The organism is Chelatococcus sp. CO-6 (assembly GCF_001271345.1).
Classification (GTDB): domain Bacteria; phylum Pseudomonadota; class Alphaproteobacteria; order Rhizobiales; family Beijerinckiaceae; genus Chelatococcus_A; species Chelatococcus_A caeni.
In genome coordinates this window covers 502,473-528,154 of record NZ_CP012399.1, presented here as the reverse complement: position 1 = coordinate 528,154, position 25,682 = coordinate 502,473, and the positions used below count along the sequence as shown (strand labels likewise).

Here is a 25,682-nt window from a genome sequence, read left to right as displayed (position 1 = left end):
CACCACACCGGGCAAGTTGCGGCAGGCAGTAGAGAATGTATTCGAACGGGTCAATCGCTATCTTTTTTAACTGATACAATGTGCATTACATGAATTAGAATAATTTAAAAGAAGTTCCGGGAAGAATTGTCGCAGCAATCCCTCGCGAAAGCGCTTGTTCGCGCTTCCATGCCGGCCTAATACTGCGCGCCCGCACACGACCCGCAAGGACCGGGCGTGAGGACAGGAAGGCGCCATGACCCAATCCGCTCCCTTGTCGAACTTCTCGCTCAAGGAGGAGATCCGCTCCTACTGGTCGGACCGGGCGCCGACGTTCGATCGCGACGTGCAGCATCGCATCGCCGCCGGCCCGCAGTTCGACGCCTGGGCGCGGGAGATCCGTGAGCGGCTCGGCGCGGCGCCCCTGCGCGTGCTCGAGCTCGCCAGCGGCACGGGGGAGGTGACGCGCGTCCTGACCGGGCTCGGCCACGAGGTGACGGGGCTCGATTTCTCGCCCGCCATGCTGGAGCTCGCGCGGGCCAAGCACCGCGACAATCCGCGGGCACGCTTCGTCCTCGCCGATGCCGAGAACACGATGGAGCCGGACGGATTTTATGACGCCGTGGTGTGCCGCCATCTCGTGTGGACGCTGACGGACCCCCACGCCGCCCTTGCCGACTGGCACCGCGTCCTCAAGCCGGGCGGCCATCTCCTCATCTTCGATGGCGACTGGGTGCGGCAGGGCCTCGTCGGGCGGCTGGCGGCGTGGCTCATCGCCCGGCTGCAGCAGGCTCCGGCCGTGCCGGGCGGACGGGACGCGACGAGCCGCGCCCGGCACGCGGCGATCATGCAGCAGCTGCCTTTCAGCGACGGCCTGACCTTTGAAGCCCTCGCCGGGCTCGTCTCGGGCGCCGGCTTCACGGACATCCGCCATGGCAGCCACGCGCGCATCGGCGCGGCGCAGCGCCAGGGCGCGACCTTCGCCGATAAGCTGCGCACCCTCACCTACAGGCGTTTCATCCTCCACGCGCGCCGTGGCTGACGCTAGCGCTCCCCGATCTCGAGCAGGAAGCTCTCGAGAACCTTCTGGCTCTGGGCCAGCTTCTCCGTCTTCAGGTCGGCGAGGCGGATCTGTTCCTTGAGAACGTCGCGCAATTCATCGCAGGGCTCGAAGACCGGGCCCTCTCCACGCACACACGGCAGAAACTGCTGGATGGTCGCCAGCGTCATCCCCGCCGAGCCGAGCAGCCTGATCCGCTCCACGGTGCGCACCTCGGCCGGGTCGTAATCCCGATAGCCGGTCGTGGTGCGCTGCGGCTTCAACAGCCCCTCGGCCTCGTAATAGCGCAGCATGCGGATGCTCACGCCCGTGCGCCTGGACAACTCGCCGATCCTCATGTCACGCCCTTGACTCTGACAGCACTGTCAGACCCTAAGCCCCTTGCTCATCGATGTGAACACAACGAGGAGCAAGACCATGTCTTCTGACGCCAGCCTTCATGGGGCCTGGATCGACGGGCGCCCGGCCACCCCTGCCGAGCTGATACCCCTGGCCTTCGCCGGGTTCGCCCATTTCACGGCGATGCAGGTGCGCGCCCGCGGGGTCAAGGGACTGGATCTGCATCTGACGCGCCTGCGCGCGGCATCCATCGCGCTTTTCGGAACGGCGCTGCCCGACGAGCAAGTCGCGTCCCGGATCGCGGCGGCAATCGCGGCGGGCCCCGAAGACCTGTCCCTGACGGCCACGGTCTTTTCGCGCAAGGGCGAGTTCACGGCGGACAGCATGGATGTCGAGCCGGCGGTTCTCGTGCGGACGGCGGCACCATCCAGCGGCCCAAAGGGGCCGCTCCGGTTGGCTGCGGTCGACTACGAGCGGCCGCTCGCCGCCATCAAGCATGTCGGCGAGGTGGGCAAGACCCACTACTTGCACCAGGCCATACGCCAGGGGTTCGACGACGCCGCCTTCCTCGACCGGCAGGGGCGCTTGAGCGAGGCCACCATCTGGAACCTCGCCTTCTGGGATGGCGACGCCGTCATCTGGCCGAAGGCCGCGATGTTGACCGGCACGACGATGGGCATCGTGCAGCGGCAGCTCGAGCGCCTGGGGATCCCCCAGCGCCGGGAGGAGATCACCCTGGAGAAGCTCCAATCCCTGTCGGGCGCGGCCGTGATGAACTCGTGGACGCCGGGCATCGCAGTGACCGCGATCGGTTCAAACGTCCTGCCGGAGGCAAAGCCGTTCATCGCCCTGCTGCATGATGCCTACGAAGCCGAGCCGGCCAGGGAAATGAGCTGATCGTCCTTGAGGGCGACGCCGCTGAGGCGCCGGCGCAGCATCTCGCCGGCGAGCCAGACGATCTTGTCGGCCGCCGCGGCATAGGACAGCCCGCCGTTGCGGTGGATGTTGGAGATGCAGTTGCGCTCGGCGTCGCGCGTGCCGCGTTTCGGCGCATAGGTGAGATAGGCGCCGACGCTGTCCGGCACCGTCAGGCCGGGTCGCTCGCCGATGATCACGACGACCGCCCGGGCGCCAAGCGCCTCGGCGATCTCGTCGCCGAGGGCGACGCGGCCCTCTTCGGCGACGACGAGCGGGGCGAGCCCGAGGTCCCGCGGCAGGCGCGCCTTGATGGCGGCGACGAGCGCCGGCGCATGGGCGGCGATGCCCGTGGCGGAGAGGCCGTCCACCACGATGAGGGCAAGGTCGTGGTCGCCCTTCGGCAGCGACGGCAGGCAGGCGGGATCGAGCCGGCGGCCGAGGTCGGGGCGCCTCAAATACGTCGGCCGGTCCGGCGCGAGGCTGCGCACGCGGATGGCCGGCGGATCGGCCAGCGCCGCCGCGAGCGCGGCAGCGTCGAGCCGGGCGTGGACGGCGTCGCGCGCCAGGGCATGGGCGGCCTGGAAGGCGAGCACCGCGCGCGTCGGCTGGGCATCGCCCACCTGGCCGAGGCCGATGCGGGCCGGGGTCGCGGCCCTCAGCCGCGCCCATGGATCGGGCTGCTGCGGATCGGGCTCGTGCCGGACGGGAGGCCGCTCAGCCATCGGTGCCACTCGCAAGGGCGAGGAAGCGCTGCGCCGGCAAGGCATCCTGATCGAGCGCGCGCAGGCGCCCGTCGGGGCGGGCAAGGCCCGTCCCCGCGAGCCATGCCTCGAATTCCGGCGCCGGGCGCAGGCCGAGGGTCGAGCGCAGGTAGAGGACGTCGTGGAAGGAGAGCGACTGGTAGTTGAGCATCACGTCATCGGCCCCCGGCACGGCGATGAGGAAGTTGACCCCGGCGACGGCGAGCAGCGTCGCCAGCGTGTCCATGTCGTCCTGGTCGGCCTCGGCGTGGTTGGTGTAGCAGACGTCGACGCCCATCGGCAGGCCGAGCAGCTTGCCACAGAAGTGGTCCTCGAGCCCGGCGCGGATGATCTGCTTGCCGTCGTAGAGATATTCCGGCCCGATGAAGCCGACGACGGTGTTGACGAGCAGCGGCCGGAAGGCGCGGGCGACGGCATAGGCGCGCGCCTCCAGCGTCTGCTGGTCGACGCCGTGGTGGGCATCGGCGGACAGCGCCGAGCCCTGCCCCGTCTCGAAATACATGACATTGTCGCCGAGCGTGCCGCGCTTCAGCGACAGCGCGGCCTCGTGCGCCTCGCGCAGGATGGAGAGATCGACGCCGAAGCCGCGGTTGGCCGCCTCGGTGCCGGCGACCGACTGGAAGACGAGGTCGACCGGCCCGCCCCGCGCCATGATCTCGATGGTGTTCGTGACATGGGTGAGCACGCAGCTCTGGGTGGGGATGGCATGGCGCTGGCGCAACTCGTCCAGCACCTTGAGCAGGGTGATGGCATTGCCGACGCTGTCGGTGACCGGATTGACGCCGATGACGGCATCGCCGCTGCCGAGGAGAAGCCCGTCAAGCGTGGCAGCGACGATGCCGGCAGGATCATCGCTCGGGTGGTTGGGCTGCAGGCGGCTGGCGAGCCGCCCCGGCAGGCCGAGCGTCGTGCGGAAGGCGACCTCGACGCGGCACTTGCGGGCAACGGCGATCAGGTCCTGGTTGCGCATCAGCTTCGACACCGCCGCCACCATCTCCGGCGTCAGGCCGGACGCCAGCGCCGTCAAGACCGGCGTCGTCGCCGCATCGGACAGGAGCCAGTCGCGAAAGTCCCCGACCGTCATGTGGGCCACGGGCGCGAAGGCCGCGGCGTCGTGGCCGTCGATGATGAGGCGCGTGACCTCGTCCGTCTCGTAAGGCACCACGACCTCGTCGAGGAAACGGGCGAGCGGCACCTCCGCCAGCGCCTGCTGCGCGGCGGCGCGATGCGCGGCATTCACCGCCGCGATGCCGGCCAGTTCGTCGCCGGAGCGCGGCGGAGAGGCGGCGGCGAGCAGCTCGGCAAGCCCGGCGAAGACGTAGCGGGTGCCGCCGAGATCGGCGGTGAACTCAGCCATGCGATCCACCCCCCTCCTGCCAGGATCTCCGTACCCACTTAACGAGGCAATGCTAGCACGGTCCCGCTCCTGCGCGAGGCCGCTGCGTCAGCCATTCTCCTCGGCGACGATGAGGTTGACGCCCGCCTCTGCGAGCGCTCCCGTCATGAGGGCCGACGGCCTCGCATCGGTGATGAGCGTGTCGATGGCGGTGAGCGGAGCCACCTCGAAGACGGCGCGCCGCTCGAATTTGTCGTGGTCCGCGAGCACGATCGTCCGCTCCGCGCGTTCGATCATCGCCTTGGCGACCTCGGCCTCCTGAAGATCGTAGTCCATGATGCAGGACGCATCGATGGCGCCGATGGTGAGCATGACGCACCGGGCGCGGAACTTGACGATCTGCTCGAGCGCCAGCGGCCCCAGCGTCTCGCCCGCATCGGCGCCATAGGCGCCGCCGATCAGGAAGATCTTGTGCGTGCCGTTGCTCGCCACAGTCGAGGCGATCTTCGGCGAGTTGGTGATGATGACGAGAGAGCGCAGCTCGGCCAGAACCTCCGCCAGGAAGACCGTGGTGCTGCCGGTATCGATGAAGACGGCATCGTCCGGCGCCAGGAGACGGCCGGCAGCGCGGGCGATCCGACGCTTCGCCTCGACGTTCTGGGCCATGCGCTGGGCGAACGGTCCTTCCTTCTCCGAGGCGCCCGCCACCGGAACGGCCCGTGCGCCGCCATGGAACTTGCGGACCCTGCCGGCCTCGTCGAGCCGGGCGAGGTCGCGCCTGATCGTCTCCCGCGACACCTTGAGCTGCTCGGCCAGCGCCTCGACGCTCATTTCGCCTGCGCGCTGCAAGACCGAGACGATCTCTTCATGGCGTCGGGAGGGTTGCACGGTCGGGGCCTCTTGCTGGGATGGAGCCGTCAGCGCTGCGGGAAGCGCACCGGAGCGACGGGACCTGCCGGCCATCCCGATTCCACATCCGGCTCGCGCGGCAGCCTGCGCCATTCCTAGGGCGCCATCATCAAACGGTCAACCGATCAGGCCGTTCGGTCGACGAGGGATGACCGTTCGGCCGGTGTTTTGACGCTTTTTTCGCCCCGACAGGCAAAAATTCGGCAGGCTCATGCTCGAAACTCGGTCACAAACCGGGCGGCTACCGGCTTGCATCCCGGTGCGGCGGCCGATAGGCTCGCCAAAACAAGGAATGGACCGGCACGGGGAGAATGCCCGAACGGGCATCTTCCAGGGGAACAGGTGTTGCATCATCAAGCGTCAGGAAGCCGGCACGCGGCGGCCGCGAGAAGCCGGCGAGTGGCACGGTATTCCTGCAGCAAGGGCCGCTGACCGGGCGCCCGGTTCGCCATGAGAGCGGGGCCGGCGCGGCAGGGCATGGTGAAGGCAGTCGGGAGGCGGCGTATGCCTGGCATTGTCGTGAGATACGTCCGTCTTATCGACCGCATTTCCGACTATGTCGGCTATCTGGCGGCCTCGCTGATCTTCCTGATGGGCGGGACGCTGATGTTCGACGCCTTCACGCGGAACTTCATCAGGATGCCCGTGCACTGGGCGATCGAGCTCACGCAATTCACCCTTGCGGCCTATTACTTCATGGGCGGGGCGTTCACGCTCAAGAACGACAGCCATGTGCGCATGGACCTGTGGTACTCGACCCTGACGGAGCGCGGCCGGGCAAGGCTCGATCTCCTGACCTCCGTCTGCCTGATCTTCTATCTCGCCGTCCTTCTCCTCGGTGCGATCTCCAGCCTGCAATATGCGATCGCCACCGACGAACGGCGCTTCTCGATCTGGAATCCGTCGGTCATCCCCATCAAGTCGCTGATGGTGGCCTGCCTCATCCTGATGCTCATGCAGGGGCTCGCGCTCGTCCTCAAGCATCTCGCCGTCCTGCGCGGGGAGAAGCTGCAGTGAGCTACGAGACGATCGCGCTTCTCATGTTCGCGTCCATGGTCGTCCTGCTGACGACCGGACAGCGCGTCTTCGCCGCCATCGGCTTCGTCGCGTCCGGCGCCGCGCTGCTGCTCTATGGCAACGGCGCCATCGAGCTGCCGTTCAACCAGGTGTTCAAGCTCTTCAACTGGTACCCGATGCTGACTTTGCCCATGTTCATCTACATGGGCTACATCCTGGCGGAATCGGGAATAGCCGAAGATCTCTACAAGATGCTGCATGTCTGGTGCGGGCGCATCCGCGGCGGGCTTGCCGTCGGCACCATCTTCCTGATGGTCATCATCTCGGCGATGAACGGGCTCTCCGTCGCGGGCATCGCCATCGGCGCGACCATCGCCCTGCCCGAGATGCTGCGGCGCGGCTACGACAAGGTCCTGATCACCGGCGTCGTCCAGGGCGGCTCGTCGCTCGGCATCCTGATCCCGCCGTCGGTCGTGCTCGTGCTCTACGGCATGATCGCGCGCCAGCCGGTCTCGAAGCTGTGGTTCGCCGGCCTCGTGCCCGGCCTCATCATGGCGGCCATGTTCGTGGCCTATATCCTGCTGCGCGCCCGCCGCAATCCGGCGCTGACCCCCATCGTCCCGGCGGAAGAGCTGAACATGCCGCTGCGCGAGAAGCTGGCGCTCGCCCGGGCCGGGATCATTCCCTTCGCCATCTTCTTCTTCATGACCGGCCTGTTCGTCTTCGGCTACACCAGCCTCGTCGAGAGCTCCGCCGTGGGCGCGACGGCGGCGACGCTCGCCGCCATCGTCAAGCGCCGCTTCACGTGGAAGCTGATCCGCGACACGTCGCTCAAGACGCTCGCCGTGTCGTGCATGTTCCTGTGGCTGATCCTGGCCGCCCTCGCCTTTGGCGCCGTGTTCGACGGGCTCGGCGCCGTCAGGGCCATCGAGAACCTGTTCATCCGGCAGTGGGACCTCTCGCCCTGGACCATCATCGTGATGATGATGATCAGCTTCATCGTCATGGGGATCTTTCTCGACGACACGGCGATGCTGGTGATCGTGGCGCCGCTCTACGTGCCGCTGGTCAAGACTCTCGACCTCGGCTTCAGCAACCAGCTCATCTGGTTCGGCGTGCTCTACACCATCACCTGCCAGATCGCGTACATCACGCCGCCGTTCGGCTACAACCTGTTCCTCATGCGCTCGCTCGCGCCGCGCGAGATCACGCTGATCGACATCTACCGCTCGATCTGGCCGTTCGTGGTCATGATGGCCATCACCATCGCGCTGATCATGCTCTTCCCGCAACTCGCCCTGTGGCTCCCGGAGCACATGAACGTCCGAGGCTGAAGCACGACGCACACACCGATCCCACAGCAACCAGAGAGGAGCGTTCGATGACCGAGGAAACCAAACAAAGTCCATCCGAGCGAATTCTGGCCACCCGCCGCAATTTCCTGCGCAAGGCGGGACTTGGCGCAGGTGCCGCCGTTGCGGGATCGACGCTCGCCGCTCCCTACATCAATGCGCAGACGGGCCCCATCCGGTGGCGTCTCCAGACCTATTCGGGCGCGCCGCTCGGAGCCCATGTGATCCAGCCGCAGATCGAGGCCTTCAATGCGGCCGCCAACGGCGAAATGGTGATCGAGCTCTTCTTCGCCGACCAGCTCGTCCCGACCGCCGACCTGTTCCGCGCCCTGCAGGCCGGCACCCTCGACGCCGTGCAGTCGGACGAGGCGACCATGGCCTCGCCGGTCGATATCGCCGTGTTCGGCGGCTATTTCCCCTTCGCCACGCGCTACAGCCTCGATGTGGCGGCGCTCTTCCAGTACTACGGGCTGAAGGAGATCTGGGAGGAGGCCTATGCCGGCGTCGACAACGTCACCTGGCTGTCGACCGGCGCCTGGGACCCCCTCCACATCTTCACGGTGAACAAGCCGATCCGCAGCCTCGCCGACCTCAAGGGGCTGCGAGTGTTCGGCGTGCCGACCGCCGGCCGGTTCCTCTCCCGCTACGGCCTCGTCCCGGTGACGATCCCCTGGGACAATGTCGAGGTCGCGATGCAGACGGGCGAGCTCGACGGCGTCGCCTGGTGCGGCTTCACGGAAGCCTACGAGGTCGGCTGGGCCGACGTGTGCAAATACGCCCTGACGAATTCCGTGACGGGCGCCTGGTTCGGCAGCTATTTCGCCAATACGCCAAGCTGGCAGAAGGTGCCGCCGCATCTGCAGCAGCTCTTCCGCAGCACTATCGATCAGTCGCACTACTACCGCAACGTCTGGTACTGGGGCGGCGAGGCCAAGCTGCGCGTCGAGGGCGAGAAGATGGAGCTCACCGCCCTCCCCGAGGAAGAATGGGCGCAGGTGGTCAAGGACGCCGAAGGCTTCTGGAACGAGGTCGCCGCCTCCAGCCCGCGCGCGGGCAAGGTCGTCGAGGCCTTCAAGAAATACGCCGCCACCATGGACAAGGCGGGCTATCCGTACCGCTGACGACCGGCCTGAAGCTCGTGACGTGCGGAATACCCGGATCAAGGTGCCGTCCGGGTATTCCCTCGCCAAGAGGCATGAGCGCCGATGCCAGGCGGCCCGGACATACCCTCGCAGGACCCGACCATGAGCCTCACGCCCGTGTCCCCGCGCGAAGACCTGTTCGACGTCGCCGTGATCGGGGCCGGGGTCGTGGGCTGCGCCGTCGTGCGGCGCTTCGCACTCGCGGGGGCAAAGGCCATCCTGATCGAGAAGGGCGCCGATATTCTCTGCGGCGCCTCCAAGGCCAACAGCGCCATTCTCCACACCGGCTTCGATGCGCCGCCATCGAGCCTGGAGCTGGCGCTCATTCGCGCCGGCCGGCAGGAATATCTGGAGATCCACGAGAGCCGCAACCTGCCGCTGGTGCGCACCGGCGCGCTCGTCTGTGCCTGGAACGACGACGAAGCGGAGAGGCTCGAGAGCATCGCCGAGACCGGCCGCGCGAACGGCATCGACGGCCTGACGCTGCTGAGCGGCGCCGAGGCACGCCGCACCATGCCGGCGCTGTCGGACCGCCTCGCCGCGGCGCTCGAGGTGCGGGACGAGCACGTGATCGACCCCTGGTCGGCGCCGCTCGCCTATCTGAGCGAGGCCGTGGCTCTCGGGGCGCGCTTTCTGCGCCAGGCCGAACTGCTCGCGGGCCGCTTCGACGACATCTGGCACCTTGAGACCTCCGCCGGCCCCGTCCGGGCCCGCGCCGTCGTCAACGCGGCCGGCCTTCATGGCGATACGGTCGACGAGCGTCTCGGCTTCGCGCCCGAATTCCGCATCAAGCCCCGCAAGGGGCAGTTCGTGGTCCTCGACAAGGCGGCCGCCCGCCATGTGCCGCGCATCGTCCTGCCGGTCCCGACGGAGATCACCAAGGGCATCGTCGTCTGCCCGACGGCCTTCGGCAACGTCCTCATCGGCCCCACGGCCGAGGAGCAGGAGGACCGCAACCGAGCCGCCGTCGATGCGAGGACCTTGCAGGCCCTGCTCGCGCGCGGCAGCGAGATCGTTCCGGCGCTCGCGGGAATGCCCGTGACGGCCGTCTATGCCGGGCTGCGGCCGGCGACGGAAAGCAAGGCCTACCGCGTCTTCGTGCGGCGGGAGAAGCGCGCGATCACCCTCGGCGGCATCCGCTCGACGGGCCTCAGCTCGGCGCTCGGGCTCGCCCGGCACGCCCTCGAGCTCCATGCGGCGTTCGCAGCGCCGCTCGCCCCGCCGCAAACGGCCCCTCCGGTTCCCGTTCCCAACCTCGCCGAGACCCGTGAGAGGGACTGGCAGCGGCCGGACCACGGCGAGATCGTCTGCCACTGCGAGCTCGTGACCAGGCGGGAGATCGAAGCGGCCCTGGAGAGCCCCGTCCCGCCGGGCGATTTCGGCGGCCTGCGGCGCCGCACGCGCGCCGGGATGGGGCGCTGCCAGGGCTTCTACTGCCATGCGCGCCTGGCCGAGATGACGAAAGGCAGGCTTGCCACGCCGCTCGCCGTCGACGCGGAGGACCGTAACCGATGAGCGGGACGGATGCCGACGTCATCATCATCGGCGGTGGGCCTTCCGGGGTTGCCGCCGGCCTGGAGCTGCGCCGCCGGGGCGTCGAGAAGATCGTGCTTCTCGAGCGCGAGGCGCAGCTCGGCGGGGCGACCCGCCATTGCAGCCACTCCCCCTTCGGCATGCGGGAGTTCGGACGCGTGTATTTCGGCGCTTCCTACGGCCGGCGGCTGGAGGAGGAGGCGCAAAAGCACGGCGTCGATGTCCGCACCGGGCACAGCGTCGTCGGGCTCGGGATGGACGGCAGCGTCGAGGTGGCGACCCACCGCGGCGTCGAAGCGATGACCGCCCGGCGCATCATGGTGACGACGGGCGCCCGGGAGCAGCCGCGCGCGGCACGGCTCCTTCCCGGCGACCGGCCGATCGGCATCCTGACGACGGGCACGCTGCAGGCCTATGTGGCCTTTCACGGCCTCATGCCGTTTCGTCGGCCGCTGATCGTCGGGTCCGAGCTGGTATCGCTGTCGGCCGTGCTGACCTGCCTCACCCATGGCGCACGGCCCGTCGCCGTCGTCGAAACACGGCCGCATGCGCTGGCGAGAGCCCCCCTGTCCTGGTTCCCGGGCCTTGTCGGCATCCCCTTCCGCAAGGGCGTCGAGATTCTCGACATCGTCGGGTCGTCACGCGTCGAGGCCGTGACGCTGCGCTGCGACGGCCGGACCGAGACGCTCGCCTGCGACGGCGTGCTGCTGACGGGCGTGTTCACGCCGGAATCGGCGCTTTTCCTGCAATCGCCGCTCGGCGTCGATGCCGGGAGCGCCGGCCCGGTGGTGGACCAGGACGGACGCCTCGCCAATCCGCTCTACTTTGCCGGCGGAAACGTGCTGCGCGCGGTCGAGACCGGCGGCTGGGCCTTCCGGGAGGGCCGCGCCGTCGGAGCGGCCATCGCGCAGGACCTCGAAAGCGGAAGCCCCGCGGCGGACCACGTGTCCGTGTCCTACGAGGACCCCGTCAAGCTCGTTGTCCCCGCCCTCGTGCGGCGGCGCGACATCCGTTCGGCGGCCTTGCGCCAGTTTCAGCTGCGCTTCCTCCGCAAGGCGCGGGGCACGCTCTCCCTCACCATCGACGGCCGGACGGTCTGGCACGGGCGGGGGCGCTGGCTGCCCGAGCGGCGCATCCTCGTCCCGATCCCGGATTCGGCGCAGGATGCACGGCACATCGGCTTCCGCTTCGCCGAGGAGCCCTGAATGCGCGTTGCCGCCCTCGATCAGGGAACCACATCGACCCGCTGCCTCGTCATCGAGGACGGCGGGACATGGCGCCTCGCCGGCAGCCGCCGGCATCACCAGTCGCATCCCGCCCCCGGCCGGGTCGAGCACGACCCGGAAGAGCTTCTGCACAATATCGAAGCCGTGCTGGAGGCGGCCGGTCCGGTCGATGCGATCGGCCTCGCCAACCAGGGCGAGAGCTGCCTTGCCTGGGATGGAGCGACCGGCAAGCCGCTCTCCCCGGTGATCGTGTGGCAGGACGCACGCACGGCCGGTGCGCTCGCGGCGCTCGGCCCCGCGGCCGAGCAGCGCTCCAGGCAGATCTGCGGGCTGCCGCTCGACCCCTATTTCTCCGCCGGCAAGCTCGCCTGGCTGGTCGACAATGTGCCCGAGGTCGCATCCGCACGCGCGGCGGGGCGGCTTCGTCTCGGGACGACCGACGCCTTCTTTCTCGACAGGCTTTGCGGTTCCTTCCTCACGGACGCCGCCACCGCATCGCGCACGGGCCTCCTCGACCTTCAGACGGGAGCCTGGAGCGCCGAACTGTGCGACATGCACGGCGTGCCGCTGGACTGCCTGCCCGAGATCAGGGCCGTCGACAGCGGCTTCGGCCGGATCGCCAGCACGCCGGTCAAGGTCTCCATCGTCGACCAGCAGGCGGCGCTTTACGGCCACGATTGCCGCGCGCCGGGAGACTGCAAGATCACCTTCGGCACCGGCGCCTTCCTGCTCGCCGTTTCGGGCGAGCAGCCACCGCCGGCATCCAGCCTGCTGCCGACGGTCGCCTGGCAACGCCAGGGGCAGGGCCGGATCTTTGCCGTCGAAGGCGGCGTCTATGATGCAGGTGCCGCGCTCGAATGGGCGCGCGGTATCGGTCTCTTCTCGACGGTGGAGGAGCTCGGCGCCTTCGAGGGGCCCTCGGCGCTCAGCCGCGGCCTTGTCTTCGTGCCCGCCCTGTCCGGACTGGCCGCGCCCTATTGGGACAGACGGGCTGCGCCCCTGTTCATCGGCATGGACCATGCCACCGACCGGCGCGACATGGCGCGCGCGGTGATGGAAGGCATCGCCATGCTCACCACGGACCTCGTCGAAGCGACGTCTCGGGTCGTGCAACTCGGCTCCGGCATCTCGATCGACGGTGGGCTCTCCCGCAGCGCCTATTTTGCCCGGTTCCTGGCCTCGGCCTGCAACCGAACGATAACGGTGCCCGCGATGCACGAATTGACCGCGCTGGGCCTCGCCGAACTATGCGGCGTCGATGTCGGAGCGGCCCGGGCGCCGGCCGCCACCTTCATCCCCGACGGTTCGGTCACCGCCGATGACCGCTGGCGTTTCGCCGAGGCGGTCGAACGCGCGCGGGGCTGGAAAGGCTGAGCGCGCGGGACGTCGTGCCGCGACAGGGAAATCCCCGCCACTCACCCCGGAACAATCCCGGCTCTCGATCGCTTGGGGCGAAACGAGGGAGTGCATGCCATGGGCGACGACAGTGTCAGCACCATCCGGGGGACCTTCGCCACACGGGAGGCCGCCGAGCGCGCGATCGAGCATCTCGTGCAGGAGCACGGCATCGATCGCTCCGATGTCTTCGTGGCGGCGGCCGACGCCGCCAACACCGCCGGTGCCGCCGCATCGGAGCGTGAGACCGCCCAGGCGGAAAACTCCGGCCTCGACGCCGCACTGCGCGGCAGGATCGCGGTATCGGCCAACGTCAGCCGCAGCCAGATCGCACGGGCCGAGCAGGCCTTTCGCGAGGCCGGCGCGGCCGATGTCGAGACAGGTTGAGGGCCGCCCCATGTCCGAGCTCAGTCCCTTCGAACTCGAAGGCCGCATCAACGGCCTGAAGGAAGTCCTGGCCATCGTCGTCGGGCATCTCGTCAGGAACGGCGCGGACGATCTGAAGGCCGCGCTCGAGGACCGCCTGACGGTCGCGGACCAGCAGGAGGATCCCGGCGCCGTCATGCAGTCGAGCTTCGCCGCCGAGGCCGCCGCTGCCCGGGAGATCCAGTCGCTCGTCGAGCACGCCCTGGGCCGCGCGCAGCAGCCGGCCGGCACAGGGCAGCGAGCCGATGCCGGACCGGGGCAGGAGGCCCATCGCGCAAGGGATGATCCGGAATGAAGACCGACCATACGAACCACGAGCCGCTCGAAACGAAGGCGATCACCGCCGTTGTCGAGGAACTCGAGCGGCAGGCTGCCGAGAACCCATCCAGGCTGCGGGTGCGCCGGGCCGGCGAGCGGGTCGCCGTCGAAGGCGAGATCGACGTCGACGCGCTCGTCATGGTCGTGGTGGGATCGATGGCCGGCGGACCGTAAGGCAGACGCGGGCCCATGCCTCTCGGTCGCGCCGCGATGTGCGGCGGCTGGCGCCCCTTGCCGGCGCTCACGAGCCCTCCTGAAAATCAGCGCAAGCCGGGCTTCCGGGCAGGGTCCCTCAAAGTTTAGTTTTCTCAGGGGCGCCGATCGGTAGGATGCATCGGCATGGACGAGGTCTTCAAAGAGCTGTTCGGGCTGTACGAAGAGACGCCGGTCCTGATCGCCGCCTATGACGGTTTCGATCGTCTGCGCTATGCCAACAAGGCCTTTCGCGCTGCCTATTTCATCGCGCCAGACGAGACGCCGCTGTGGGCGGACCTGATGCGGCGCAACCATCAGGCCGGCCGGGGCACGGTCATTCATGCCGCCGATTTCGAGGAATGGCTGCGCTCCACGCAGTCGCGCCGCGGCAAGATCGGCTTCCGCGCCTTCGAGACCAACCTCCTCGACGGCCGCTGGCTGTGGATGACGGAGACGATGCAGGCCAACGGCTGGATGCTGTGCATCGCCAGCGACATCACCGGCCTGCGGGCCAGGAGCCGCGCGGTCCGCCAGGACCGGGACCTCGCCATCAAGGCCTCCTACACCGATGAGCTGACCGGCGTCGCCAATCGTCGCTTCGTCATGGCGCGGATCGAGGACATGCTGCAGCGCGCCGACGCCGGGCGCGGCTGCCTCGCCGTCCTCGACATCGACGGCTTCAAGGCCATCAACGACCGGTTCGGCCATCAGGTGGGCGACCAGATCCTGTGCGACTTCACCGTCAAGGTCCACGGCCTCGTGCAGCGCACCCACTGCTTCGGCCGGGTCGGCGGCGAGGAGTTCGTCCTCGTCATGCCGGGCACCTCCATCGCGGAGGCGGCCCTGATCGTGGAAAGAATGCTCGTCGTCGTGCGCCAGTCGCGGCCGCTCGTCGAGCGGCCGGACTTCGGCTACACGTTCTCGGCCGGCATAGCCGCCTGCCAGGACGGGGACATCGCCCTCAGCCTCTATTCGCGCGCCGACAACGCGCTCTATTGCGCCAAGATGGCCGGCCGCAACTGCATCCAGCTCGACGGCTCCGACTCCGACCAGTCGGCCGCCAGCGGATAGAAAGCGCCTCCATCGCCCTCCTCCCGCTCCGGCAGCCGCGTGACCCTTGCGCCGGCGAAAGGGCATTGGACTGCGTGGCGGAGTGTCATAGCTTGCGCCGCGCGGGCAGCGAAGGGAGCGGACATGGCGAGCGGCAGCCGGTTGGACGAGGCGGCGCGGGCGGGGTGGCTCTACTACGTCGCCGGCAACACGCAGGACCAGATCGCCGCCAAGCTCGGCGTCTCGCGCCAGTCGGCGCAGCGCCTCGTGTCCCTCGCCATGGCCGAGGGGCTCGTCAAGGTGCGCATCGACCACCCCATCGCCCGCTGCATGGACCTGGCGCGGCGCCTCACGGACCATTTCGGCCTGAAATATTGCGAGGTGGTGCCGACCGACCCTGCATCGGACTCAACGACGCTCGGCGTCGCCGAGGCGGCGGCCGCCGAGATCGAGAAGTGGCTGCGCCGGGAGGAGCCCGTCGTCATGGCGATGGGCACGGGGCGGACGCTGAAGGCGGCCATCGAGGCACTGCCGCGGCTCGAATGCCCGCAGCACAAGGTGGTCTCGCTCACCGGCAACATCGCCCCGGACGGCTCGGCCGCCTATTACAACGTCGTCTTCACGATGGCCGACAAGATCAAGTCGCGCTCCTTTCCCATGCCTCTGCCGGTGATCGCTTCTTCCCGCGCCGAGCGCGACACGTTGCACCAGCAGCCGATGATCCGCTCCACGCTGGCGCTGGCGGCCGAGGCCGACATCACCTTCGTCGGCGTCGGCGACTTCGGCGACGAGGCGCCGCTCTACGTCGACGGCTTCATCACCCGCGCGGAGCTCACGGCCCTGCAGAAGGCCGGCGCCATCGGCGAGATCGTCGGCTGGTCCTTCGACGCCGAGGGGCGCCTCGTCGCGGGCATCACCAACGAGCGGGTGACGAGCGCCGCCATCCCCGACCGCGCCCGCTCGCTCGTCATCGCCACGGCCAAGGGCACCCGCAAGCTGCCCGGCATCGCCGCCGCCATCCGCGGCGGGCTCGTCAACGGCCTCATCACCGACGAGGCAACGGCCGAGGCGCTGCTGGACTAGCCAGGCTTCGACCCTCCCGGTCCCGCCGGTCCCGGCGCACAACGTAGACATGGTCTCCCGACGGTCTCCGCCGTCATGCCCGCGACGGGCGCGGGCATGACGGGAAGGCGATTCCGGCCGCGACCGCCGCCACCGCCGCAGCGCGGCGACGATTTCGTATTGACTCCCGACTCGCTTGAGCAAATATTTGCTCATCAATGTGGCAAATGCTCAACGAGATCGCATTGGGAGGAACATCATGAAGCTCAAGACATGGCTCCTCGGGGCCGCGTGTCTGTTTGCGACGACCGGCCTCGTCGCCGCCGAGACGCTCACCATCGCCACGGTGAACAACGGCGACATGATCCGCATGCAGGCGCTGTCCGGCGAGTTCACCAAGGCCAATCCGGACATCCAGCTCGAGTGGGTGATCCTCGAGGAAAACGTGCTGCGCCAGCGCGTGACCACCGACATCGCCACCAAGGGCGGGCAGTACGACGTCATGACCATCGGCACCTACGAAGTGCCGATCTGGAGCAAGCAGAACTGGCTCCTGCCGCTCGACGACCTCGGCGCGGACTATGCCGCCGACGACCTGCTGCCGGCCATCCGCAACGGCCTCACCGTCGACGGCAAGCTCTATGCCGCCCCGTTCTACGGCGAGAGCTCGATGACCATGTACCGCAAGGACCTCTTCGAGGCCGCCGGGCTGACGATGCCGGAGGCGCCGACGTGGGACTTCGTCGCCGAGGCGGCCCGCAAGATCACCGACAAGAACAAGGAGATCTACGGCATCTGCCTGCGCGGCAAGGCCGGCTGGGGCGAGAACATGGCCTTCCTCACGGCCATGGCCAATTCCTTCGGCGCGCGCTGGTTCGACGAGAGCTGGAAGCCGCAGTTCGACACGCCCCAGTGGAAAGAGGCCCTGACGTTCTACCTCGACCTCATGCGCGACGCCGGCCCGCCCGGCGCCTCGTCCAACGGCTTCAACGAGAACCTCGCCCTCTTCCAGAGCGGCAAGTGCGCCATGTGGATCGACGCCACGGTCGCCGCCTCCTTCGTCACCAATCCCAAGGAGAGCCAGGTGGCCGACAAGGTCGGCTTCGCGCTCGCGCCCGACAAGGGGCTCGGCAAGCGCGGCAACTGGCTGTGGGCATGGTCGCTCGCCGTCCCGGCCGGCACCAAGAAGGAAGAGGCCGCGAAGAAGTTCATCGCCTGGGCCACGGGCAAGGACTATCTCGCCCTCGTCGCCGAGAAGGAAGGCTGGGCCAACGTGCCCCCGGGCACGCGCAAGTCGCTCTACGACAACCCGCAGTACCAGCAGGCGGCGCCCTTCGCCGCGATGACGCTCGCCTCCATCGAGGCGGCCGATCCGACGAAGCCGACGGTCGATCCGGTGCCTTACGTCGGCGTGCAGTTCGTCGCGATCCCGGAGTTCCAGGGCATCGGCACGGCCGTCGGCCAGCAGTTCTCGGCCGCCCTCGCGGGCCAGGCGAGCGCGGACCAGGCGCTGACCAATGCGCAGCAGCTGACGACGCGCGAGATGACCCGGGCCGGATACATCAAGTAGGCCCGGCTCCCCCCTCCCCCCTTGCGGGGAGGGGTTGGGGTGGGGGTCGCTCATGCAAGAGCGCCGCCGCTGTCCTGGCGGTACCGCCCCCTCCCTAGCCCTCCCCCCAAGGGGGAGGGAACGAAGGGCGATGCCCCGGATGAATGGGCACCCGGACCACCGCATCCCGCAGCGAACGGACGAGCCATGGCGACCCTGCACACACGCGCGAGCGCACGGCTGATGATGGCGCCGGCGGTCATCCTGCTGCTGGCATGGATGATCGTGCCGCTCGGCATGACGCTCTACTTCTCGCTGCTGCGCTACAACCTGCTGATGCCGGGCATGGAGAGCTTCACCGGCCTCGGCAACTACGTCTATTTCCTCACCGATCCGGCCTTCGGCACGGCGCTCGCCAACACGCTCCTCCTCGTCGGCGGCGTGCTGGCGATCACGGTGATCGGCGGCACGGGGCTCGCCCTCCTGCTCGACCAGCCCTTCTTCGGCCGCGGCATCGTGCGGCTGCTCGTCATCGCGCCGTTCTTCGTCATGCCCACCGTCTCGGCGCTGGTGTGGAAGAACATGCTGATGCACCCGGTGAACGGGCTCTTCGCCTGGATCGCGCGCTCACTCGGCTTCGCGCCGGTCGACTGGTTCGCCGACCTGCCGCTTTTCTCCATCGTCCTCATCGTCGCCTGGCAGTGGCTGCCCTTCGCCACCCTCATCCTGCTCACCGCCCTGCAGTCGCTCGACGAGGAGCAGAAGGAGGCGGCGGAGATGGACGGGGCCGGCGCCGTCTCGCGCTTCGTCTATATCGTGCTGCCGCATCTGGCGCGGGCGATGACGGTGGTCGTCCTCATCGAGACGATCTTCCTCCTCTCCGTCTTCGCCGAGATCCTCGTCACCACCAACGGCGGGCCCGGCGTGCAGACGACGACGATCACCTATCTCGTCTACATGCAGGCGCTCCTGCAGTTCGACGTGGGCGGCGCCTCCGCCGGCGGCATCGTCGCCGTCGTGCTCGCCAACATCGTCGCCATCTTCCTCATCCGCCTCATCGGCAAGAACCTCGACAGGTGACAGGATGGCGCGCGCCGCTTCCGCCAGACGCCGGATCGCCTTCACCATCATCGGATGGGCCGTCGGCTTCCTCGTCTTCTTCCCCATCCTCTGGACGGTGCTGACCTCCTTCAAGAGCGAGGGCACAGCCATCGCCATCCCGCCGCAATTCCTCTTCTTCGACTGGACGGCGGAGAACTACGCCACCGTGCAGAGCCGCTCCAACTACCTGCGGCACATGACGAACTCGATCGTCATCTCGCTCGGCTCGACGCTCCTCGGGCTCCTCATCGCCATCCCCGCGGCCTGGGCGATGGCCTTCTCGCCGACGCGGCGCACCAAGGACATCCTGATGTGGATGCTCTCGACCAAGATGCTGCCGGCGGTCGGGGTGCTGGTGCCGATCTATCTCCTCTTCCGCGACTTCGGCCTGCTCGACAGCCGCGCCGGCCTCACAGCCGTCCTCACCATGATCAACCTGCCGATCATCGTGTGGATGCTCTACACCTACTTCCGCGAGATCCCGGCCGACATCCTCGAGGCGGCGCGCATGGACGGCGCCTCCCTCGGCAAGGAGATCGTCTACGTGCTCGCGCCCATGGCGGTGCCGGGCATCGCCTCGACGCTGCTGCTCAACGTCATCCTCGCCTGGAACGAGGCCTTCTGGACGCTCAATCTCTCCACCTCGCAGGCAGCGCCGCTCACCGCCTTCATCGCCGCCTATTCGAGCCCTGAGGGGCTGTTCTGGGCCAAGCTCTCCGCCGCCTCGACCCTCGCCATCGCCCCCATCCTCGTCCTCGGCTGGTTCGCCCAGCGCCAACTCGTGCGCGGGCTCACCTTCGGCGCCGTCAAATAGGAAGACCCGCCATGGGCAGCATCGTTCTCGACAACGTCTCCAAGACCTTCGGCGACGCCGTCGTCATCCCCGCGATCGACCTCGACATCGCCGACGGCGAGTTCGTCGTCTTCGTCGGCCCCTCCGGCTGCGGCAAATCCACCTTGCTCCGGCTCATCGCCGGGCTCGAGGACGTGTCCGGCGGGCGCATCCTCATCGACGGCGAGGACATGACCGAGACGCCGCCGGCGCGGCGACGCCTCGCCATGGTGTTCCAGTCCTATGCGCTCTATCCGCACATGAGCGTGCGCGGCAACATCGCCTTCCCGCTCAAGATGGCGGGCCTCGCCTCGGACGTGGTCGAGCGCAAGGTCGCGGACGCGGCGCGCATCCTTAACCTCACCGACTATCTCGAGCGCAAGCCGCGCCAGCTCTCCGGCGGCCAGCGTCAGCGCGTCGCCATCGGCCGCGCCATCGTGCGCGATCCGGTCGCCTTCCTCTTCGACGAGCCCCTGTCGAACCTTGATGCGGCGCTGCGCGTCGCCATGCGGCTCGAGATCAGCGAGCTGCACCAGCAGCTGAAGCGCACCATGATCTACGTCACCCACGACCAGGTCGAGGCCATGACCATGGCCGACAAGATCGTGGTGCTGAACGCCGGCCGCGTCGAGCAGGTCGGCTCGCCGCTCGAGCTCTACCGCAACCCGAAGAACCTCTTCGTCGCCGGCTTCATCGGCTCGCCGCGCATGAATTTCCTCTCCGGCGAGGCGGCCCGCAAGCTCGGCGCCGCCACCATCGGCATCCGGCCGGAGCACCTTGCCCTCTCCACCAGCGACGGCCTGTGGGAAGGCAAGGTCGGCGTCGCCGAGCACCTCGGCTCCGACACCTATCTCCACCTCACCATCGACGGCGTCGGGCCGCTCACCGCCCGCATGAGCGGCGAGTTCGCCGCCCGGCCGGGCGAGACGCTGCGCATCGCGCCCGAGGTCGGCAAGATCCACCGCTTCGACGACAAGGGGATGGCCCTCTCATGAGACGCCTCGACGGAAAGTCCGCCCTCATCACCGGCGCCGCGCGCGGCATCGGCCGCGCCTTCGCGGAGGCTTACGTGCGCGAGGGCGCCCGCGTCGCCATCGCCGACATCGACCTCGCGCGGGCACGGCAGGCCGCGGATGCGATCGGCCCGGCGGCGATAGCCGTCGAACTCGACGTCACGCGGCAGGATTCCATCGACGCGGCGATCGCGGCGGTCGAAGAGGCCTTCGGCGGCATCGACATCCTCGTCAACAACGCGGCGCTCTTCGACCTCGCGCCCATCGTCGACATCACGCGCGAGAGCTATGAGCGGCTCTTCTCCGTCAACGTGGCGGGCACGCTCTTCGTCATGCAGACCGTGGCGAAGGGCATGATCGCGCGCGGCAAGGGCGGCAAGATCATCAACATGGCGAGCCAGGCCGGCCGGCGCGGCGAGCCGCTGGTCGCCGTCTATTGCGCCACCAAGGCCGCCGTCATCAGCCTCACCCAGTCGGCCGGGCTCAACCTCATCGCGCACGGCATCAACGTCAACGCCATCGCCCCCGGCGTGGTCGAGGGCGAGCACTGGGACCATGTCGATGCGCTCTTCGCCCGCTACGAGAACCTGCCCCCTGGCGAGAAGAAGCGGCAGGTCGGCGCCGCCGTACCCTTCGGGCGCATGGGCCGGGCGGAGGATCTGACAGGCATGGCGATCTTCCTCGCTTCGCCAGAGTCCGACTACGTCGTCGCGCAGACCTACAATGTCGACGGCGGCAACTGGATGAGTTGAGGCCATGGACACTCCCCTCCCCCTCTGCGCCGCCAACCTGCCCGCCATCGCCGGACAGGCGCGCGTGCCAGCCTATGACCGCGGCGGACTTTCGGCCGGCATCCTCCACTTCGGCATCGGCAACTTCCACCGGGCCCACCAGGCGCTCTACCTCGACGATCTGTTCAATGCAGGGCTCGACCACGACTGGGCCATTCTCGGCGCCGGCGTCCGCCCCGCCGATGCCGAGATGCGGCGGCTGCTCGCCGCGCAGGACTACCTGACGACCGTGGTCGAGCAGGAGGCCTCCGCCAGCACCGCCCGCATCACCGGCCCCATGGTCGGCTTTCTCGAGCCGGGCGACACCGCCGCCATCCTCACGGCCCTCGCCGATCCCGCCATCCGCATCGTCTCGCTGACGATCACCGAAGGCGGCTATTTCATCGACCCGGCCTCCGGCACCTTCGACCCGGACCACCCGGAGATCCGGGCGGACGCAGCAGCCCCGGACGATCCGAAGACCGTCTTCGGCCTCATTCTCGCCGGGCTGAAGCGCCGCCGCGCCGCGGGCACCGTGCCCTTCACGGTCATGTCCTGCGACAACCTCCCGCACAACGGCACGGTAACGCGCGATGCCGTCACCGGCCTTGCCCGCCTCCTCGATGCGGATCTCGCCGCCTGGATCGCCGACAACGTCGCCTTCCCCAACGGCATGGTCGACCGCATCACGCCGGCGACGGGCGAGCGCGAGCGGCAGCTTCTGGCCGGCGACTACGGCATCGCCGACGGCTGGCCGGTCTTCTGCGAGGGCTTTCGCCAGTGGGTGCTGGAGGACCGCTTCCCGGCCGGGCGGCCGGCGCTGGAGCGGGTCGGGGTGGAATTCGTGCCGGACGTCTCGCCCTACGAGACGATGAAGATCCGCATCCTCAACGGCGGCCATGCGGTCATCGCCTATCCGTCCGCCCTCATGGACATCCATTTCGTGCACGAGGCGATGGAGAACCCACTGATCCGCGCCTTTCTCGACAAGATCGAGCACGAGGAGATCATCCCGGTCGTACCGCCCGTGCCGAACACGGACCTCGCCGCCTATTTCCGTCTCATCGAGGAGCGCTTCGCCAATCCGAAGATCGGCGACACCATCCGCCGCCTCGCCCTCGACGGCTCCAACCGGCAGCCGAAGTTCATCCTGCCGACGGTGGCCGACCGGCTGCGCCAGGGCCTGCCGGTCGCGGGCCTCGCCCTCGAGGTGGCGCTGTGGTGCCGCTACTGCTTCGGCACAACGGAGAGCGGCGCAACGACCGCGCCCAACGACCCGAACTGGGACCGGCTGACGGCCGCGGCCGCCGCCGCGCGCAACGATCCCCTAGCCTGGCTTGCCATGGAGGACATTTTCGGCGATGTCGGGCGCTCCGATGCGTTCCGCTCCGCCTTCGCCGCGGCGCTGACGGCGCTCTGGCGCGACGGCACCGGAGAGGTGCTGCGGCGCTTTGTCGAGGGAGGATGAGACGGCCGGTGCTGCCTGAACTCGTGATCTTCGACTGCGACGGGGTGCTCGTCGACAGCGAGCCCATCTCCATCGCCGTCCTGCGCGAGGTCGTCGCCGGCTCGGGCGTCCTCCTCGAGGAGGAGATCGCCTACCGCCGCTTCCTCGGCCGCTCCATCACGTCGGTTGCAGCGACGATGGAGGAGGAATTCGGCCTCGCCATCACCGACGGCCACCTCGCCGACATGCGCACGCTGCTCTACGAGCGCTTCCGCAGCGAGCTGAGGCCCATCCCCGGCGTCGCCGAGGCCATCGACGCGCTCACGATGCCCCGCTGCGTCGCCTCCTCCAGCCAGCCCGAGCGCATCCGCCTGTCGCTCGCCGTCACGGGGCTGCTGGAAAGGCTGGAGCCGCACATATACAGTGCGAGCATGGTCAAGAACGGCAAGCCGGCACCCGACCTCTTCCTGCATGCGGCGAGCGCCATGGGCGCATCGCCGGCCGCCTGCGTGGTCGTCGAGGACAGCACGGCGGGCATCGAGGCCGCCAGGCGCGCGGGCATGCGGGTCCTCGCCTTCACCGGCGGCTCCCATGCCTCCCGCTGCGGGTTGCGCGAGGCGGCGGCGGCCCTTCGCCCCGATGCGATCTTCGACGACATGCGGCAGCTGCCGGCGCTGATCGGCGCGCTCGAGCGAACGGGGCCTTGATGCGCGACCTCGTCTGCGCCGTCGATGTGGGAACGGGCAGCGCCCGCGCCGGCATCTTCGACCGGACGGGCAGGCTTCTCGGACGCGGCGAGCACCCCATCGCCATGAACCGCCCGCGGGCGGACCATGCCGAGCACGATTCCGAGGACATCTGGCGCGCCGTCTGCACCGCCGTGCGGACGGCACGCGCCGTTGCCGCCGCGCCGGCCGAGGCGATCGCCGGCATCGGCTTCGATGCGACCTGCTCGCTCGTCGTGCGCGACACGGACGGCCGGCCGCTGGGCGTCTCGACCGACGGCGAGGCGCGCTGGGACACCATCGTCTGGCTCGACCACCGGGCGCTCGCCGAGGCTGACGAATGCACGGCGACCGGCCACCGGGTGCTCGACCACATCGGCGGCGTGATGTCGCCGGAGATGCAGGTGCCGAAGCTGATGTGGCTGAAGCGCAACCTGCCCCGGGCCTGGGCCGCGGCCGGGCATTTCTTCGACCTTGCCGATTTCCTCACCTGGCGCGCCTCGGGCTCCACTGCCCGCTCGCAATGCACGCTGACGGCGAAATGGACCTACCTGCCCCATGCCGGCGGCTGGGCGCGCGACTTTCTCGCTGCGGTCGGCCTCGCCGATCTCACGGCACGCGGTAACCTCCCCGAGGCGGCGAGCCCGGTCGGCGCCCGGCTCGGCACCCTCACGCGGGAGGCCGCCGACGACCTCGGCCTCGACACCGGCTGCGCGGTGGGCGCCGGCCTCATCGATGCCTTCGCCGGGGCGCTCGGCGTCATCGGCGGCGAGGACGACGTCGGGCGGCGGCTGGCGCTCATCGCCGGCACGTCGAGCTGCCTCATGGGGTTTTCCCGCGAGCCGGTCTATGTGAGCGGCGTGTGGGGACCGTATCTCGGTGCCGCCCTGCCCGGCCATTGGGTCTACGAGGGCGGCCAGTCCGCGACGGGGGCGCTGCTCGACCATGTCGTGCGCGTCCACGCCGCCGGCGGCACGCCCGATGCGCGGCTGCACGCGCGGATCGTCGAGCGCATCGCCGTGCTGCGTGCCGAGGAAGGCTCCCGCTTCGCCGCAGGCCTCAACGTCCTGCCCGACTTCCACGGCAACCGCTCGCCGCTTGCCGATCCGCACGCCCGCGGCGTGATCAGCGGGCTCACGCTCGATGCCTCCTTCGACGGGCTCTGCCGGCTCTATTTCCGCACGGCCGTGGCGATCGCGCTCGGCGTGCGCCACATCCTCGACCACCTGAAGGCGAGCGGCGTGCCGGCCGAGGCGCTGCACGTCACCGGCGGCCACCTGCGCAATCCGCTGCTCATGGAGCTCTATGCCGATGCCGCAGGCTGCGCCGTCCATGAAACCGGCGCGGACGACGCCATGCTGCTCGGCACCGCCATGGCCGCCGCCGCGGCTGCGGGATTGTATCCCTCGCTTGCCGGTGCCTGCCGCGCCATGCGCCCGGCCCTGCGCCACCGTGCGCCCGACCCGGCGCGCCGGGCCGGCTACGAACGGGACTACCGCATCTTCCTCGCCATGCACGAGCAGCGCCGCGCGCTCGCGGGGCTGGCGGAAGGTCTCTGGTCGACCGACGGATAGACGGGGCGCCCTAAACGGGGCGGCCTCCGCTCAATCCTGCAGGTATTTCCACTTCACCATCCGCTCCCGGAGGTCGATCATGCGGCCGTCGACGGTGAAGGTGCCGTCGCCCCGGTGGTGGAGCGTCCGCCTTTCCCTGCGGTCGGCGTCGATCCAGATGCGGACCGCCTCCAGGATGAAAAAATTGTAGCGGTCCACCAGGCTCGCGTCCGCCACCCGGCATTCGATATTGGCGAGGCAGTCGGCGATGAGCGGCACGGCGACATCGCGCGCGGGGGCGGAGGCGAGGCCGAAGGTCTCGAACTTGTCGGTGTTCTCGCCGGAGCAGTTGCCTATGTCGACGACCTTCGCCGCAAGATCGACCGTCGGGATGGCGATGACGCATTCGCCGCTGTCGCGCAAAGCGCGGAAGCTGTAGTCCCACGGGCCGATGATGCAGCCGATCAGCGGCGGCGTGTGCTGCATCACCATGTGGAAGCCCATCGTCATCACGTTCGGCTTTCCGTCGCGGACGGTCGCGACGAGGACGATCGGGCCGGCCTCGAGCAGACGGTAGGCCTTGGAGGCGGGCATCTCCTGCATGGTCTCGTCTCCTCGGCAGGACGAAGGGCAATCCTACTCCGCCGCTCGCGCGGTGTCATCGAACCGTGCAT

The 25,682-nt window shown here is 68.9% G+C and carries 26 protein-coding genes; 21 read left to right on the top strand and 5 right to left on the bottom strand.

From position 1 onward, the window contains the following. Positions 1–235: 235 nt before the first annotated feature. Positions 236–1,021, top strand: a complete 786-nt coding sequence (locus AL346_RS22975) for a class I SAM-dependent methyltransferase (protein WP_040404814.1) — start codon at positions 236–238, stop codon at positions 1,019–1,021. 2 nt (positions 1,022–1,023) lie between these two features. On the opposite strand, the gene AL346_RS22970 is transcribed toward AL346_RS22975, so the two are convergent. After that, a complete protein-coding gene (locus AL346_RS22970) occupies positions 1,024–1,377 on the bottom strand; it encodes a MerR family transcriptional regulator (RefSeq protein WP_026015270.1) in 354 nt (117 codons plus the stop codon). Between the two features lie 79 nt (positions 1,378–1,456). Between AL346_RS22970 and AL346_RS22965 the strand changes: the two genes are divergently transcribed. Further along, complete coding sequence (locus AL346_RS22965) at positions 1,457–2,275, top strand: aminotransferase class IV family protein (RefSeq protein WP_019402955.1); 819 nt, start codon at positions 1,457–1,459, stop codon at positions 2,273–2,275. Here the strand turns inward: AL346_RS22965 and eutC are convergent. The 3 genes from eutC to AL346_RS22950 all read right to left on the bottom strand — a co-directional run bounded on the left by eutC (position 2,242) and on the right by AL346_RS22950 (position 5,281). Continuing rightward, positions 2,242–3,018 carry an ethanolamine ammonia-lyase subunit EutC gene (gene eutC / locus AL346_RS22960; RefSeq protein ID WP_040404817.1) on the bottom strand — a complete coding sequence of 259 codons (777 nt, stop codon included), beginning with the start codon at positions 3,016–3,018 and terminating at the stop codon, positions 2,242–2,244. The genes AL346_RS22965 and eutC overlap by 34 nt on opposite strands. Further along, a complete protein-coding gene (locus AL346_RS22955; protein ID WP_053194173.1) occupies positions 3,011–4,414 on the bottom strand; it encodes an ethanolamine ammonia-lyase subunit EutB in 1,404 nt (467 codons plus the stop codon). The genes eutC and AL346_RS22955 overlap by 8 nt, the downstream gene beginning before the upstream one ends. 87 nt (positions 4,415–4,501) lie before the next feature. Continuing rightward, on the bottom strand, positions 4,502–5,281 hold the full coding sequence (locus tag AL346_RS22950; protein ID WP_026015269.1) for a DeoR/GlpR family DNA-binding transcription regulator: 780 nt from the start codon (positions 5,279–5,281) through the stop codon (positions 4,502–4,504). 525 nt (positions 5,282–5,806) lie between these two features. Here AL346_RS22950 and AL346_RS22945 point away from each other — a divergent pair. The 19 genes from AL346_RS22945 to AL346_RS22855 all read left to right on the top strand — a co-directional run bounded on the left by AL346_RS22945 (position 5,807) and on the right by AL346_RS22855 (position 25,029). Continuing rightward, positions 5,807–6,319: a TRAP transporter small permease subunit gene (locus AL346_RS22945; protein ID WP_019402951.1), complete on the top strand. Its 513-nt coding sequence runs from the start codon at positions 5,807–5,809 to the stop codon at positions 6,317–6,319. Beyond that, complete coding sequence (locus AL346_RS22940) at positions 6,316–7,653, top strand: TRAP transporter large permease subunit (RefSeq protein ID WP_019402950.1); 1,338 nt, start codon at positions 6,316–6,318, stop codon at positions 7,651–7,653. The genes AL346_RS22945 and AL346_RS22940 overlap by 4 nt, the downstream gene beginning before the upstream one ends. A gap of 47 nt (positions 7,654–7,700) precedes the next feature. Continuing rightward, positions 7,701–8,792: a TRAP transporter substrate-binding protein DctP gene (dctP, locus tag AL346_RS22935; RefSeq protein ID WP_019402949.1), complete on the top strand. Its 1,092-nt coding sequence runs from the start codon at positions 7,701–7,703 to the stop codon at positions 8,790–8,792. 123 nt (positions 8,793–8,915) lie between these two features. Continuing rightward, positions 8,916–10,328: an NAD(P)/FAD-dependent oxidoreductase gene (locus tag AL346_RS22930; RefSeq protein ID WP_019402948.1), complete on the top strand. Its 1,413-nt coding sequence runs from the start codon at positions 8,916–8,918 to the stop codon at positions 10,326–10,328. Then, positions 10,325–11,551 carry an NAD(P)/FAD-dependent oxidoreductase gene (locus AL346_RS22925; RefSeq protein WP_019402947.1) on the top strand — a complete coding sequence of 409 codons (1,227 nt, stop codon included), beginning with the start codon at positions 10,325–10,327 and terminating at the stop codon, positions 11,549–11,551. The genes AL346_RS22930 and AL346_RS22925 overlap by 4 nt, the downstream gene beginning before the upstream one ends. Then, complete coding sequence (locus tag AL346_RS22920) at positions 11,552–12,946, top strand: FGGY family carbohydrate kinase (protein ID WP_019402946.1); 1,395 nt, start codon at positions 11,552–11,554, stop codon at positions 12,944–12,946. A 99-nt stretch (positions 12,947–13,045) separates the two neighbouring features. After that, positions 13,046–13,354, top strand: a complete 309-nt coding sequence (locus AL346_RS22915) for a hypothetical protein (RefSeq protein WP_053194171.1) — start codon at positions 13,046–13,048, stop codon at positions 13,352–13,354. 10 nt (positions 13,355–13,364) lie between these two features. After that, positions 13,365–13,688 (top strand): hypothetical protein, encoded by a 324-nt coding sequence (locus AL346_RS22910; protein WP_019402179.1) that lies wholly within the window; start codon positions 13,365–13,367, stop codon positions 13,686–13,688. Next, positions 13,685–13,885, top strand: coding sequence for a hypothetical protein (locus tag AL346_RS22905; protein WP_019402178.1), 201 nt, complete (start codon positions 13,685–13,687; stop codon positions 13,883–13,885). The genes AL346_RS22910 and AL346_RS22905 overlap by 4 nt, the downstream gene beginning before the upstream one ends. Before the next feature lie 165 nt (positions 13,886–14,050). Then, the gene (locus tag AL346_RS22900; protein WP_019402177.1) at positions 14,051–14,977 is read left to right on the top strand and encodes a GGDEF domain-containing protein; all 927 of its coding nucleotides are present in this window, start codon (positions 14,051–14,053) and stop codon (positions 14,975–14,977) included. A 123-nt stretch (positions 14,978–15,100) separates the two neighbouring features. Continuing rightward, on the top strand, positions 15,101–16,039 hold the full coding sequence (locus AL346_RS22895; RefSeq protein WP_019402176.1) for a sugar-binding transcriptional regulator: 939 nt from the start codon (positions 15,101–15,103) through the stop codon (positions 16,037–16,039). Between the two features lie 238 nt (positions 16,040–16,277). Continuing rightward, complete coding sequence (locus AL346_RS22890) at positions 16,278–17,588, top strand: sugar ABC transporter substrate-binding protein (protein ID WP_019402175.1); 1,311 nt, start codon at positions 16,278–16,280, stop codon at positions 17,586–17,588. Between the two features lie 186 nt (positions 17,589–17,774). After that, positions 17,775–18,647 carry a carbohydrate ABC transporter permease gene (locus AL346_RS22885; RefSeq protein WP_019400841.1) on the top strand — a complete coding sequence of 291 codons (873 nt, stop codon included), beginning with the start codon at positions 17,775–17,777 and terminating at the stop codon, positions 18,645–18,647. A 4-nt stretch (positions 18,648–18,651) separates the two neighbouring features. Beyond that, on the top strand, positions 18,652–19,482 hold the full coding sequence (locus tag AL346_RS22880) for a carbohydrate ABC transporter permease (RefSeq protein WP_019400840.1): 831 nt from the start codon (positions 18,652–18,654) through the stop codon (positions 19,480–19,482). An 11-nt stretch (positions 19,483–19,493) separates the two neighbouring features. Then, positions 19,494–20,495: an ABC transporter ATP-binding protein gene (locus AL346_RS22875; RefSeq protein ID WP_019400839.1), complete on the top strand. Its 1,002-nt coding sequence runs from the start codon at positions 19,494–19,496 to the stop codon at positions 20,493–20,495. Beyond that, positions 20,492–21,265: an L-iditol 2-dehydrogenase gene (locus AL346_RS22870; protein ID WP_019400838.1), complete on the top strand. Its 774-nt coding sequence runs from the start codon at positions 20,492–20,494 to the stop codon at positions 21,263–21,265. Before AL346_RS22875 ends, AL346_RS22870 begins: the two co-directional genes overlap by 4 nt. A gap of 4 nt (positions 21,266–21,269) precedes the next feature. Continuing rightward, entirely contained in the window at positions 21,270–22,751 is a 1,482-nt protein-coding gene (locus AL346_RS22865; protein ID WP_019400837.1) for a mannitol dehydrogenase family protein, read from the top strand. Further along, positions 22,748–23,437, top strand: coding sequence for an HAD family phosphatase (locus tag AL346_RS22860; RefSeq protein WP_026014891.1), 690 nt, complete (start codon positions 22,748–22,750; stop codon positions 23,435–23,437). Before AL346_RS22865 ends, AL346_RS22860 begins: the two co-directional genes overlap by 4 nt. Beyond that, positions 23,437–25,029 (top strand): FGGY-family carbohydrate kinase, encoded by a 1,593-nt coding sequence (locus AL346_RS22855; protein ID WP_019400835.1) that lies wholly within the window; start codon positions 23,437–23,439, stop codon positions 25,027–25,029. The genes AL346_RS22860 and AL346_RS22855 overlap by 1 nt, the downstream gene beginning before the upstream one ends. A 30-nt stretch (positions 25,030–25,059) precedes the next feature. Here the strand turns inward: AL346_RS22855 and AL346_RS22850 are convergent, their stop codons facing one another. Continuing rightward, a complete protein-coding gene (locus AL346_RS22850) occupies positions 25,060–25,611 on the bottom strand; it encodes a flavin reductase family protein (RefSeq protein WP_019400834.1) in 552 nt (183 codons plus the stop codon). Between the last annotated feature and the right edge of the window lie 71 nt (positions 25,612–25,682).

Excerpts from the sequence above, each read along its gene's own strand:
- AL346_RS22915 (WP_053194171.1), top strand. The coding sequence starts at position 13,046 with ATGGGCGACGACAGTGTCAGCACCATCCGGGGGACCTTCGCCACACGG.
- AL346_RS22920 (WP_019402946.1), top strand. The coding sequence starts at position 11,552 with ATGCGCGTTGCCGCCCTCGATCAGGGAACCACATCGACCCGCTGCCTC.
- AL346_RS22925 (WP_019402947.1), top strand. The coding sequence starts at position 10,325 with ATGAGCGGGACGGATGCCGACGTCATCATCATCGGCGGTGGGCCTTCC.
- AL346_RS22910 (WP_019402179.1), top strand. The coding sequence starts at position 13,365 with ATGTCCGAGCTCAGTCCCTTCGAACTCGAAGGCCGCATCAACGGCCTG.
- AL346_RS22970 (WP_026015270.1), bottom strand. The coding sequence starts at position 1,377 with ATGAGGATCGGCGAGTTGTCCAGGCGCACGGGCGTGAGCATCCGCATG.
- AL346_RS22870 (WP_019400838.1), top strand. The coding sequence starts at position 20,492 with ATGAGACGCCTCGACGGAAAGTCCGCCCTCATCACCGGCGCCGCGCGC.
- AL346_RS22885 (WP_019400841.1), top strand. The coding sequence starts at position 17,775 with ATGGCGACCCTGCACACACGCGCGAGCGCACGGCTGATGATGGCGCCG.
- AL346_RS22895 (WP_019402176.1), top strand. The coding sequence starts at position 15,101 with ATGGCGAGCGGCAGCCGGTTGGACGAGGCGGCGCGGGCGGGGTGGCTC.
- AL346_RS22890 (WP_019402175.1), top strand. The coding sequence starts at position 16,278 with ATGAAGCTCAAGACATGGCTCCTCGGGGCCGCGTGTCTGTTTGCGACG.
- AL346_RS22955 (WP_053194173.1), bottom strand. The coding sequence starts at position 4,414 with ATGGCTGAGTTCACCGCCGATCTCGGCGGCACCCGCTACGTCTTCGCC.
- AL346_RS22975 (WP_040404814.1), top strand. The coding sequence starts at position 236 with ATGACCCAATCCGCTCCCTTGTCGAACTTCTCGCTCAAGGAGGAGATC.
- AL346_RS22860 (WP_026014891.1), top strand. The coding sequence starts at position 22,748 with ATGAGACGGCCGGTGCTGCCTGAACTCGTGATCTTCGACTGCGACGGG.
- AL346_RS22945 (WP_019402951.1), top strand. The coding sequence starts at position 5,807 with ATGCCTGGCATTGTCGTGAGATACGTCCGTCTTATCGACCGCATTTCC.
- AL346_RS22900 (WP_019402177.1), top strand. The coding sequence starts at position 14,051 with ATGGACGAGGTCTTCAAAGAGCTGTTCGGGCTGTACGAAGAGACGCCG.
- eutC (WP_040404817.1), bottom strand. The coding sequence starts at position 3,018 with ATGGCTGAGCGGCCTCCCGTCCGGCACGAGCCCGATCCGCAGCAGCCC.
- AL346_RS22930 (WP_019402948.1), top strand. The coding sequence starts at position 8,916 with ATGAGCCTCACGCCCGTGTCCCCGCGCGAAGACCTGTTCGACGTCGCC.
- dctP (WP_019402949.1), top strand. The coding sequence starts at position 7,701 with ATGACCGAGGAAACCAAACAAAGTCCATCCGAGCGAATTCTGGCCACC.
- AL346_RS22865 (WP_019400837.1), top strand. The coding sequence starts at position 21,270 with ATGGACACTCCCCTCCCCCTCTGCGCCGCCAACCTGCCCGCCATCGCC.
- AL346_RS22880 (WP_019400840.1), top strand. The coding sequence starts at position 18,652 with ATGGCGCGCGCCGCTTCCGCCAGACGCCGGATCGCCTTCACCATCATC.
- AL346_RS22965 (WP_019402955.1), top strand. The coding sequence starts at position 1,457 with ATGTCTTCTGACGCCAGCCTTCATGGGGCCTGGATCGACGGGCGCCCG.
- AL346_RS22875 (WP_019400839.1), top strand. The coding sequence starts at position 19,494 with ATGGGCAGCATCGTTCTCGACAACGTCTCCAAGACCTTCGGCGACGCC.
- AL346_RS22850 (WP_019400834.1), bottom strand. The coding sequence starts at position 25,611 with ATGCAGGAGATGCCCGCCTCCAAGGCCTACCGTCTGCTCGAGGCCGGC.
- AL346_RS22905 (WP_019402178.1), top strand. The coding sequence starts at position 13,685 with ATGAAGACCGACCATACGAACCACGAGCCGCTCGAAACGAAGGCGATC.
- AL346_RS22855 (WP_019400835.1), top strand. The coding sequence starts at position 23,437 with ATGCGCGACCTCGTCTGCGCCGTCGATGTGGGAACGGGCAGCGCCCGC.